Below are 12,246 nucleotides of genomic sequence, written 5' to 3'. Positions count from 1 at the left end.
TTATAGCCGGTGTACAAGCCACCCGTTTTCACGGGTGGTTATGACTTGCTTATATGTTATAATAAAAGTGATAAAAATTTTGGAGACAATCAGATGACAAAATTATATGGTAGCTTAGAAGCTGGTGGTACAAAGTTTGTTTGTGCAGTAGGTGATGAGAACTTTCAAGTTGTTGAAAAAACGCAATTTCCAACGACAACTCCTTATGAAACGATTGAGAGAACGGTTGAATTCTTCAAGCGCTATGAAGATCGTTTGGCAGGTATTGCGATAGGTTCTTTCGGTCCAATTGATATTGATCAAAACTCACAGACTTATGGTTATATCACTTCGACACCAAAACCACACTGGTCAAATATTGATTTACTTGGTCTGATTGCTAAGGAATTTAACATTCCATTCTACTTCACGACAGATGTGAATTCATCAGCTTTTGGTGAAACATTGGTTCGTAAAGGGGTAAAGAGCTTAGTTTACTATACAATCGGTACAGGTATTGGTGCAGGTGCTATTCAGAATGGTGAGTTTATCGGTGGCTTGGGTCATACCGAAGCGGGTCATACTTACGTTTCCCTACACCCTTACGATGTAAAACATGAATTTAAAGGGATGTGTCCATTCCACAATGGGTGTTTGGAAGGCTTAGCTGCAGGTCCTTCTCTTGAAGGCCGTACAGGTATTCGCGGAGAATTAATTGAGTTAAATTCAGACGTTTGGGATGTGCAGGCTTACTACATTGCTCAAGCAGCAGTACAGGCAACCTTGCTTTATCGTCCGCAAGTCATTGTATTTGGTGGAGGAGTTATGGCTCAGGAGCACATGCTTAACCGTGTCCGTGAGAAATTTACAGGCCTCATGAATGACTATCTGCCAACACCAGATGTCAAGGACTACATCGTAACGCCAGCTGTTGCTGAAAATGGTTCTGCAACTCTTGGGAACTTTGCTTTGGCAAAACAGGTATCAGAAAAGTAACATAAAAAGTTAGGGACTAGAAATAATCCCTAACTTTTTTCTTATTCTGTAAAAATACTAGTTCTATAATCAGGCTCTTGATTTTCTGTAATGGAGAGAGCAGTATACATATTTTCAGAATGAAATTCAACCGCTTGTAGGCTTGGAACTACCTTGCCTAGAATGTCAGAGTAGTCTTGTAATGTTTGGAAAGGTGAATAAGTAACTCTCCAATCCGCTACTTGGTAGTAAGCACGTTTATCTTTGTTTTCTGTATATTGGAGCGGGAAAAATAAGGTGCTGCCATCTTCAAAGTGAGCTAGGAGTGTATTGATGTTTTCTTCTCTTCCCTGTATATCAGAAATAATGGCTTTGTCGGCCATGGGGACAAGGCTGATCATTTTACTATAGACAATATGTAAAGACCCCCAGTTGAGAATTCGTGGATTTACCTGTACACTAGAATAAAAAAACAATCAACTTCTAACAGGAATTACCACACTCAATTGGAGGTCTTATATGTTTCATTTTACCACACTTTTCATCGGAATGGATGTTCACAAAGAAAGTTTTTCACTCTGCTATTACAATATGATGGCTAATCAATTCAAACATAGCACTTAAAGTTGGTCCAAATGTTAGCTATATTGTGAACTATGTGAATGAGCTTCGTCGTTTATATGGTTAAAATGCAGAAGTGTTATGTGGCTACGAAGCTGGATGTCTTGGATTTACCCTATATTACCAGCTACAAGCTCATGGGATTCCCTGTATCGTGATGGCATCTACAACGGTGATGAAGGCGGGAGCTAAGCGTGTTAAGACTGATAAAAAAGATGCAGCTCAGCTCGCAAAAGCTCTGGCCTTTCGTAGCTATCGGCCTGTTCATATTCCTACTGTTGAGGATGAATAAGTCAAAGAATATATCCGCATAAGAACAGACCACAAAGTGGCTCTGAAGAAGATCAAACAACAAATTCTTGCCTTCTGTCTCCGACATGATTTTCGCTATACCGAGGAAGCAGTAATTGGACACAGAAACATGTTCGCTGGCTTCATTCCCTAAATCCTGAGGGACTTTACGCAGAGATTTTGACAGAACACTTAATGATCTATGAGAAATTAGTAGGTCAAATAGAACGGTATGATGCACGAATTGAGCAACTGGGTCAAAGCGACAGTTACCAAGGGAAGGTCTCACGGCTTTCTTGCTTTATTGGCATTAAAACACTAACTGCTCTTTCCATTGTGACAGAAATCGGTGATTTTAATCGCTTTGCGACAGCTCAACATTTTGCTTCTTATCTTGGGCTGACTCCTAGTGAAAACTCTAGTGGCGACAAGGAGAGAAGAGGTGCTATCACACAAGCTGGGAATAGCCATGTGAGACGACTTCTGATAGAAGCTGCACAATCATTGGCTAAGGGGACGATTGGGTATAAATCCAAAGAATTGAAAAGGAGACAAAATGGAAACCGAGTGGAGGTGATTGCTTATGCGGATAAGGCTAATGAACGCTTAAGAAGACGTTATCGCACACTTGTTCTAGGAAAAAATAAGAAACAAAATGTTGCTAAAACAGCTATTGCACGAGAATTGTCTGGTTTTATTTGGGGGATGATGACAGGAAGAATAGCTTGAAGTTAGCGCTTGTTTTCATGTACACTTTTGACCATTAAGTTTTATCATCGCAGAGCGATGAGGAATCCCTATTTCTATCCAAAATCACTGGGTGAATTTGGACAGAAATAAGGATTGAAATCATGTTTGAATGGAAAGTATCTTGAAGGAGTTTAGGACTTCAAGGTTTGAGTCATCTACGAAACGACTAAGTGGCACAATTGTGATCCACGCTTATAGAGAGTAGGACTCGCGGCAGAACCATTGACCTGTAGGTAACCAATCCACGAATATCAGAGTGGCCAATGCCCGAAGCTAAGAACTAGGCTCTTTCTAGATACTTTTCATTTTTTAATCAGTTCGATTGTTTTTACTTGACAAAGGGCTTTACATACCAGTCATTTGAATTAACTTTGATACATCGTCACTTTCGGCTTGCCGTACTTAACGAAAGCGACTTACATCGCAAGTCTTATTTCCAACCTAGAACAGCCTCTAGGCTGTTCTAGCAACCTGCACTTCAGTTCCTTGTCTGAAAGCTAATTCATTCGACTATATGTTAGTAGCTTATTCAAAAATGTGTAAAATGAGAGGAATTCTTCATGAAAAAATTCAAAAAAATCAGCTTATAGACCCTTGGGATTGTAGCTAGTCTAGGTATCATTGCCTATGTGTCCGTTACCAATCATCCGCAGTTGGTAGTCGGTGTCATTCAATCGTTTATGTACCAGGAGAGTTCACCCAACTCTTACAGTCCCCTTTATGAACCTATCGACGGATCGAAAGAAAATGGTCAGTATTTGAAAAGTGAGATTGCCTATAGTAAGGAATATCCTAACAGTTTTTTAGATATTACCTATCCAGACCAAAATTTTGAAGCTGACCGTCCAACTCTCTTCTATTTCCACGGTGGTGGTTTCTTTGGAGGTAGCAAAAATATGGGGGACCCTCTGGCTGCCAGCCAAGCCACCTATCTCATTGACGATATCGTGTCAAAAGGATATAATGTGGTCAATGTTGACTATGCTCTTGTACCAGACTATCATTTTCCAACACCTGTGATTCAGATGAATCAGGCCATTGCCTACATAAAGGAACACGCTGAAGAATATCATTTGAACATGGACAATGTCGTCTTAATGGGCTCATCCGCAGGTGCTATCATGGTAGCACAATATGGTAGTGTCTTAGCCAACAAGGATTACGCTCAGCTATTGAACATTGAACCAAGTATTGCAAAAGAACATGTCAAGGCTCTAGTCATTGACGATGCTCCTTTAGATTACGCCAAGTTTAGCTTAAGCACGAAGATATTGGTTGGAAATTATGTTTCAGGAACCATCTATCTAAGTGAGGAAGAAATCAATGCCTATAACCCGATTTCACATGTGAACAAGGACTATCCAGCTAGTTTCCTTCTGGGAAGCGAGTATCGAACAGATATGGTATCGCTCAACAAGGCCTTGAAGCAAGTGGGAGTTGAAAATGAATTGGTTGATCCTTTAGCAGAAGAAGGGCTTGAAAAGCCACATGGTTTTGTGGCGAATTTACGAACGGATCCAGTGTCTGCCAAAGCATTTGAGCGGATGATGACTTTTATAAACGATAGAACCAAGGAGTAACATGAACACTAAGAACTTTTACTGGGTGCGAGAACCAGAAAATTATCAGATTTCGGATAAAGAAATCAGAATCACGACCCAAGCTCATACAGACTTGTGGCAGAAGACCTATTACCATTTTGTCAATGACAATGCTCCCCTACTCTTGATGGACACGGAGGAAGAGTATTTCTCCTTTACGGTTAAGACGGATTTTTCCAATAGCCATACCCGCTTTGATCAGTGTGGTGTCGTGGTTTATCAGGATTCGGAAAACTGGATCAAGGGCTCGATTGAGTATGAAAATGAAGATTTTCAGCATTTGGGCAGCGTTGTGACCAATCAGGGCTTTTCAGATTGGGCAACCCAGGAAATTCCAGCTTCTGTCAAGTCAATTTACTACCGTTTGAGCCGACGGGGCAGTGATTTTTGTATTGAAAACTCCAAAGACGGTATCCATTTTGAGCAAATGCGGATTTGCCACCTGCACCAAGGTGGCGGGAAAATTCGTTTTGGTATCTACGCCTGCTCGCCAGAAGACTCATCTTTTGAAGCTGTCTTTACAGAAATGAGTTTGACTGACTGTAAGTGGTTGGCCCACGATGGTCAGCAACCAGATGAAAAACTCGAGTAGAAGCTCTGCCATTTCCCAAAAGTCCGTTATAAAATCGTTGAAATCCTTGTCAATTGTGTTATAATGAAGAGTATGCAATAAAATTTTAAGGAGAATGACAGAATGTCTGTATCATTTGAAGCAAAAGAAACAAACCGCGGCGTTTTGACTTTCACAATCGGTCAAGATGCTATCAAACCAGAATTGGACCGCGTTTTCAACAAAGTTAAGAAAGATATCAATCTTCCAGGTTTCCGTAAAGGTCACTTGCCACGTGCCGTTTTCAACCAAAAATTTGGTGAAGAAGCACTTTATCAAGATGTTGTAAATGCATTGTTACCAGCAGCTTATGAAGCAGCGGTTGCAGAAGCTGGTCTTGAAGTAGTTGCACAACCAAAAATTGACGTTGTGTCTATGGAAAAAGGTCAAGACTGGACAATCACTGCGGAAGTTGTGACAAAACCTGAAGTAAAATTGGGTGACTACAAAAACTTGGCAGTTTCAGTAGAAGCTACTAAAGAAGTAACAGATGAAGAAGTTGATGCAAAAATCGAGCGTGAGCGCAACAACTTGGCTGAATTGGTTATCAAAGAAGGTCCAGCAGCTGAAGGCGACACAGTTGTTATCGACTTTGTAGGTTCAATCGACGGCGTTGAATTTGACGGCGGTAAAGGTGAGAACTTCTCACTTGGACTAGGTTCAGGTCAATTCATCCCAGGCTTTGAAGCGCAATTGGTAGGTCACGCAGCTGGTGAAGAAGTAAACGTTGAAGTGACTTTCCCAGAAGACTACCAAGCAGCAGACCTTGCTGGTAAAACAGCCCTCTTTGTAACAAAAATCCACGAAGTAAAAGCAAAAGAAGTTCCAGCTTTGGATGACGAATTGGCAAAAGACATCGACGAAGAAGTGGAAACACTTGATGAGTTGAAAGCTAAATACCGCAAAGAATTGGAAGCAGCAAAAGAAGTTGCCTTTGACGATGCAGTTGAATCAGCTGCTCTTGAATTGGCTGTAGAAAACGCTGAAATCGTTGAATTGCCAGAAGAAATGATTCACGAAGAAGTTCACCGTGCAATCAATGAATTCTTGGGTGGTATGCAACAACAAGGTATCTCACCAGATATGTACTTCCAAATCACTGGTACAACTCGTGAAGACCTTCATAAACAATACGAAGCTGATGCTGAAAAACGTACTAAGACAAACTTGGTTGTTGAAGCAGTAGCGAAAGCAGAAGGTTTCGAAGCAACTGAAGAAGAAATCAACAAAGAAATCGAAGACTTGGCAGCAACTTACAAGATGGAAGTGGCACAAGTTCGTAGCTTGCTTTCACCAGAAATGCTTAAACACGACATCGCTGTGAAGAAAGCTGTAGAAGTAATTACAAGCACTGCAACTGTAAAATAATTATTTGGAAAACTCGACTCTAGTCGGGTTTTTTTGTTTAATCATCTTTCGATGTTACAAAGAAACTCTCTGAAAAACCTTGTCCGTCCCATGCAGAAATGGGAGAATGTCATATCTGTTGGTGGAGTCGTCCAAGTTTCACAAGGGGTACGAATAACTGACGGAGAGGTCAGCCATTGCCAGTTGCCGTGGTCGGTGCTCCCGTGTTTACAAGCGATCGAATATGACTGTTCTTTTTTAGGGAGTAGAATTTTATTGGACTATTTGCAATCCAATCTCATCATATCAGGTGCCTTTGGGTTATTTTACAAGGAGTATGTCATAGCAGTTGGGGGTTATGATAGGCAGACACTGGGAGAAGATATGGAGCTAGTCATGAAATTGCATTATTTCTGTAGAAATAACAATATTCCTTATCGAATCTGCTATGAGACCAGCGCCATTTGTTGGAGTCAAGCACCGAGCTCTATCGGTGATTTATGCAAACAACGCCGTCGCTGGTTCTTGGGACTCTATCAATGTCTAAAAAAATACCGAAAAATGTTATCGCGAGTTCGTTTTGGGGCGGTGGGATATTTTTCCTATGCTTACTATATGCTATTTGAATTTTTGGCTCCGTTTATAGAGACTTTCGGTTGTTTCGTGATTCTACTGTCGTTGATCTATCATCAACTAAACATCTCATTTTTCATATCGCTCTTTTTCCTCTATAGTGCTTTTTGCTCACTAATCACCTTTGCGTCATTTTTGCAACGCGTCTACTCGCAAGATTTATTTATTGGGCCTATGGATTTGTGTAAAGCCTTCCTGGCAACCTTGTTTAGATATTTTTTCTTGCATTGGGTATTGAATATTGTCCGTCTGACAAGTTTTATTGGATATAAAAAGAGAAAGCGTGAGTGGGGAGAAATCAAACGAGTGAAACAATTCGTTTAAGTAAAGGTAAGACTGGCTTATAAAAAGAAAGTCTTATCTTTTTTTAAAAAAATGCTTGACTGGTTAATGTTCTTGTGATATAGTTAACTGGTTAACAAAGGAGGTAGTTATGTTAAAGAAAGTGATAAGAGGCTGTTTTGTTGCCTTATTCGGTTTTGTTTTAGCAGCTTGCTCGGCTCAGAAGGAAGCGAGTCAAGTGCAGCCAGGAATGAAAATAGTCACCTCATTTTACCCGATTTATTCACTGGTTAAGGAAGTGTCGGGAGATAAGAATGATGTTCGAATGATTGGCTCAAGACAGGGCATACACTCTTATGAACCATCGGCTGCGGACATAAAGGCCATATACGATGCAGATGTTTTTATCTATCATTCGCGAATTTTGGAATCCTGGGCAGGACGTTTGGAACCTAATTTGCAAGGTTCATCTGTCAAGGTTTTGGAGGCTTCGACTAATTTACCGCTGACAAAGGTTCCAGGGTTAGAAGACATGGAAGCTGGTCAAGGGATTGATGAAGCTAGTTTGTATGATCCCCACACATGGCTGGATCCAGTTTTGGTTGGTCAGGAAGCTGTTGCGATTGGTGAACTTTTAGCAGAAAGTGATCCTAAGAATGCGGATTATTATCGTCAAAATGCCGCAACTTTAGAAGAAAAGGCGCAAAAGTTGGCAGACAAGTATAGCCCAATCTTTTTAAAAGCCACATCAAAAACATTTGTCACTCAACACACAGCCTTCTCTTACACTGCACAACGCTTCGGGTTGAAGCAGTTAGGGATCGCAGGAGTTTCAGAGGAAGAGCCAAGTCCTAGACAGTTGGCGGAAATTAAAGAATTTGTTGACACCTACAATGTGCAAACAATTTTTACAGAAAAAGGTGCCTCGGATAAGCTTGCCAAGGCATTGGCGAGTTCGACAGGTGTAGATTTAAAAGTGTTGGATCCTCTTGAAGCAGATCCAGAAAATAATTTAACCTATCTAGAAAATCTAGAGCAAGTCTTAGAAACATTAGCTCAAGAGTTAAAATAAAAGGCCGAATTCTATCGACCGAAAGGAGAAAAAATGAAGAAAAAAGCAGTTGTTGGCTCCGTAGCCGCCCTTGTTTTAGGGATGAGTCTCTGTAGCTATCAGCTTGGACGTTTCCAAGCGATGGAAGAGCAAAAAAATCGTGTGTCCTATATTGAAGATAGTCAAAGTGTACAAACTACCGTTGCTGAACAATTAACACCTGATCAAGTTTCTGCCAAGGAAAATATTGACGCTGAGCATATAGTCGTTAAAATTACTGATCAAGGCTATGTGACATCACATGGTGACCATTTCCACTACTATAATGGTAAAGTCCCCTTTGATGCGATTTTTAGTGAAGAGTTGGTCATGAAGGACCCAAACTATGTCTTACAAGACAGTCACATCATCAATGAAGTCCAGGATGGCTACGTCATAAAAGTTGATGGGAAATACTATCTCTATCTAAAAGACCCTAGCAAACATAAAAATGTTCGTAGCAAAGAAGAAGTGGAGCGGCAAAAAGGAATCTCTTCTGCTGACAGTAAGAATCAGGTGGCAGGAAATAGTAAAGATGGCCGCTACAGAACAGACGATGGCTATGTCTTTAATCCGACAGATGTTATTGAAGACACGGGAGATGGTTTTATCGTTCCACACGGCGACCATTTCCACTTTATTCCTAAAAAAGATTTATCAGCTGCCGAATTGAAGGCTGCTCAAGATTACTGGAATCAAAAAGGAAGTGTGAGCTCGGCTAGTGGTAGTCAATATGGCGATAGAAATAATAGAGCTCAACAGACAACAATTAGTGCGGGGCAAGGTCAGGATTTGGCTAGTTTATTGGCTCAATTGGATGCAACACCCCTATCTCAACGCCATGTAGAAGCGGATGGATTGGTATTTGACCCAAGAACGATTACGAAGAAAACCGCAGCAGGTGTCATCGTTCCACACGGCGATCATTACCACTTTATTCCATACAGCCAGATGTCTCCTCTAGAAGAGAAGATTTCTCGAATGATTGGTGTAAATGGAGCAGGTGTTTCTTCTGGCGCACAAGCAAGTCACTCCCAACATACACCAACACAACTAAATCGTCCAGTAACACCAATCGGCACGGTTACAACACAACCGGTATCGCCTACACAACCAGTATTACCAACACAACCGAAGCAGTCAACAGGGAAAGTGGTTTCCTATATGGGACGTCAAATTCCTGCTTACGGAAAAGGTTTAGATGGTAGGGCATATTTTACAAGTGATGGATACATCTTTAGCAAATCCTCTATTACCTCAGTTGATGATCAAGGGCTGATAGCTAGTCATGGAGATCATTTCCATTATGTTGGTTTTGGCGAACTCGAAGATTTTGAAATCAAGCAAGTAGAGGAATGGGTTAATGAGAAGGCGGGCAAACAAGTGCCACCGAAAACATCTGAACAAGTAGGAAACGATGCTAAACCCACAACACCAAGTCAAGGGAATGATTCAAAACCTGTAAAACCAATTCAAGAAGAAAATCGCCCTGCATTTGAATACAAACAAGTAACGGCTAAACGTAAATTGGCTGGAAAAGTTGTTTATGAAATGGAAGTAGGTGGAAAAACTTATACATATGGTCGTGACGAACTAGATTTGATGAAGATCTCTTTTGCTGAGTTGACCTTGGCAGAAAAAGATAAGCAGTATATCTTTGATATTGCACCGCTTGCAGAAGGAGATCTTACGCCAGCCATGTTGGTCGGTATGGATCAAATTCCGATGAAGGGAGCGAATGCAACCTATGATACTGGACAATCCTTTATTATTCCACACATTGATCACATCCACGTCCTACCTTACACATGGTTGAGTAAGGAACAAATTGCAACGATCCGCTATATCATGCAACATCCTGAAATTCGTCCATCTGCTTGGACTACAAGTGGACATGGTGATGGAGAAGCAACGGATCTTGTTCCTCCAATTCTAAATGCAACACCTAAAGCAAACCGCTTAGGCTTGAAAAATTGGCAAATCATTCACACAGCAGAAGAAGTCATGGATGCACGTGCAAAAGGGAAATTTGCGACAAATGATGGCTATATCTTCTCTGCAGAAGATGTACTAGATCCAGCAAGTTTTGTCTTTAGTCAAGCGTTCAGTCTACCAAGAGCGACAGGTGGTTCTCTGCGTTCAATTTCCAAGAAAGATTTATCTAAAGAAGAATTGGAAGCTGTACAAACTCTTCTTGATAAACGAGATGCTGAAGAATTGGCGAAAAATGTCACACCAATTGAGAAACGTGCAGGTTTGAAAAATTGGCAAATTGTTCACTCAGCAGAAGAATTGGCAGAAGCTAAGGCAGCAGGAAAATATACAACAAAAGATGGCTATATTTTTGACCCAGCAGACCTATTAGATCCCAAAGTGAAAATAGGAACGGATAACTATCGCATCCCACGTGTGATTACAGATGGTTACCGTCGGATTAACAAGAGTGATTTGAATTACTTAAGCGAGCTGATCCCAGCTGAGGCTATGGTGGCTCAACGTGAGAAATCTAATTCTAGTTCACCGTCAACACCTGCACTAACTGAAACAGGAGCAAGTGCAGGCGAGACAACAACGCCAGAACAGCCACAAGTTCCCAAAGAAACAGCAGAGGAAATTTATAACCGAGTGGAAGCGAAGAAAGTCGTTCCTTTCGAAGCACTGACCTATAATGCTGGCTATGCGACCGAAGTACGCAACGGGACTCTGGTAATTCCGCATCAAGATCACTATCACTATGTATCCTTTAAATGGTTTGACCAAGGTAGTGCAAGAAGTCCTGAAGGGTACAGTTTAGAAGATTTCCTAGCAACGGTTAAATACTACATGACTAATCCACAAGAACGCCCAGTTTCAGACGATGGCTGGGGAGTATTTACACCAAATACACCATCTGAATCAACAGAAGAAACAGAGACGGAAGAAAGTGATGAAGAAATTATTTCTGAAGAAACCGAGGAAATTGACGAGTTTACAGAAGAATTAAAACGAAGAGCAGAAGAGTTTGGCATGGACTTCAAAACCTTTGAACAAAGTCTGGTCACACTCTCAGACCGTTACAAAGTTTCTTTTGAAGCTTTCGAATATGATGCAACAAGCAAAGTTGTTCGACTTGTAGATAAGGATGGGGTCAAACGGATCATTTCCCTTCCAAGTTTAGAAGAACAAGTATAGTAAACAAAATACCTGTAGCGCTGAGCTCTGCAGGTATTTTTTTACAGAAAAACGATAAAGATTATCTTTGACTATTTGCCTTTTTTAGCGTAAAATAGAAAGGAAAGACAAAAAAGGAGAACAGCCTTGGAACTTAACATATTTGCAGGACAAGAAAAAAGCGAACTTTCCATGATTGAAGTAGCCCGTGCTATTTTGGAAGAACGTGGACGTGACAACGAAATGTATTTCAATGACTTGGTCAATGAAATTCAAAACTACCTTGAAAAATCAAACAGCGAGATTCGCGCAGCCCTCCCAACCTTCTATTCTGATTTGAATGTGGATGGAAGCTTCATTCCACTTGGCGAAAACAAATGGGGATTACGTTCTTGGTACGCAATCGATGAGATCGATGAAGAAGTAATCACTCTTGAAGAAGATGATGAAGACGCACCAAAACGCAAGAAGAAACGTGTCAATGCCTTCATGGACGGTGATGATGATGCGATTGACTATGGACATGACGATCCAGAAGATGAGGACAACTATCCGGGTAGTGCATCATCAGAATACGATGATGAAAATCCAGATGACGAAAAAGATGAAGTTGAGTCCTATGATTCAGAAATCAACGAAATTATTCCAGATGACGAATTGGACGAAGAGGATGTTGATTTAGGTGAAGATGATGACGAGTATTCAGATGAAGAGGTCGTCGATGAATAAGAATTATATCCCCCTAGATTCTTAAAAATAATTTGACAAGACTACTGAATTACGATAAGATATTATTGGGCACCTCTTTTGAGGTCGGAGCTCCCTAGCAATAGGGAGCTATTTTTGTTTTTTCTTCAAGTTAACAGGGAGTATCCCCCACAAATTGCTTCCTATTAGCCTGAATCGTAGAAAAGGAG

Annotated in this window: 9 protein-coding genes and 1 pseudogene; 9 read left to right on the top strand and 1 reads right to left on the bottom strand. The window is 40.9% G+C overall.

The features are described 5' to 3' along the window. Nucleotides 1-93 precede the first annotated feature (93 nt). Complete coding sequence (scrK, locus tag K6969_RS10120; protein WP_029174007.1) at nucleotides 94-975, top strand: fructokinase ScrK; 882 nt, start codon at nucleotides 94-96, stop codon at nucleotides 973-975. A 41-nt stretch (nucleotides 976-1,016) separates the two neighbouring features. Here the strand turns inward: scrK and K6969_RS10115 are convergent, their stop codons facing one another. Then, nucleotides 1,017-1,430, bottom strand: a complete 414-nt coding sequence (locus K6969_RS10115) for a hypothetical protein (RefSeq protein ID WP_079270319.1) — start codon at nucleotides 1,428-1,430, stop codon at nucleotides 1,017-1,019. 43 nt (nucleotides 1,431-1,473) lie between these two features. Here K6969_RS10115 and K6969_RS10110 point away from each other — a divergent pair. The 8 genes and pseudogenes from K6969_RS10110 to rpoE all read left to right on the top strand — a co-directional run bounded on the left by K6969_RS10110 (nucleotide 1,474) and on the right by rpoE (nucleotide 12,058). Next, nucleotides 1,474-2,595, top strand: a pseudogene (locus tag K6969_RS10110) (IS110 family transposase). A 650-nt stretch (nucleotides 2,596-3,245) separates the two neighbouring features. Beyond that, complete coding sequence (locus K6969_RS10105) at nucleotides 3,246-4,196, top strand: alpha/beta hydrolase (protein ID WP_228381565.1); 951 nt, start codon at nucleotides 3,246-3,248, stop codon at nucleotides 4,194-4,196. Nucleotide 4,197: 1 nt separating this feature from the next. Beyond that, complete coding sequence (locus K6969_RS10100; protein WP_029173941.1) at nucleotides 4,198-4,809, top strand: DUF1349 domain-containing protein; 612 nt, start codon at nucleotides 4,198-4,200, stop codon at nucleotides 4,807-4,809. Between the two features lie 102 nt (nucleotides 4,810-4,911). Then, entirely contained in the window at nucleotides 4,912-6,195 is a 1,284-nt protein-coding gene (tig, locus tag K6969_RS10095; protein WP_171943105.1) for a trigger factor, read from the top strand. Nucleotides 6,196-6,246: 51 nt separating this feature from the next. Continuing rightward, on the top strand, nucleotides 6,247-7,131 hold the full coding sequence (locus K6969_RS10090; protein ID WP_171943110.1) for a glycosyltransferase family 2 protein: 885 nt from the start codon (nucleotides 6,247-6,249) through the stop codon (nucleotides 7,129-7,131). A gap of 109 nt (nucleotides 7,132-7,240) precedes the next feature. Continuing rightward, entirely contained in the window at nucleotides 7,241-8,161 is a 921-nt protein-coding gene (locus K6969_RS10085; RefSeq protein WP_171943106.1) for a metal ABC transporter solute-binding protein, Zn/Mn family, read from the top strand. A 33-nt stretch (nucleotides 8,162-8,194) separates the two neighbouring features. Next, nucleotides 8,195-11,350, top strand: a complete 3,156-nt coding sequence (locus K6969_RS10080; RefSeq protein ID WP_171943107.1) for a pneumococcal-type histidine triad protein — start codon at nucleotides 8,195-8,197, stop codon at nucleotides 11,348-11,350. Nucleotides 11,351-11,476: 126 nt separating this feature from the next. Then, entirely contained in the window at nucleotides 11,477-12,058 is a 582-nt protein-coding gene (gene rpoE, locus K6969_RS10075; protein ID WP_029178899.1) for a DNA-directed RNA polymerase subunit delta, read from the top strand. The last annotated feature ends 188 nt before the right edge of the window (nucleotides 12,059-12,246 follow it).

It is taken from the genome of Streptococcus suis, assembly GCF_019856455.1.
Classification (GTDB): domain Bacteria; phylum Bacillota; class Bacilli; order Lactobacillales; family Streptococcaceae; genus Streptococcus; species Streptococcus suis_AE.
The sequence above is the reverse complement of the archived record's forward strand: the minus strand, read 5'-3'. Positions and strand labels throughout refer to the sequence as shown.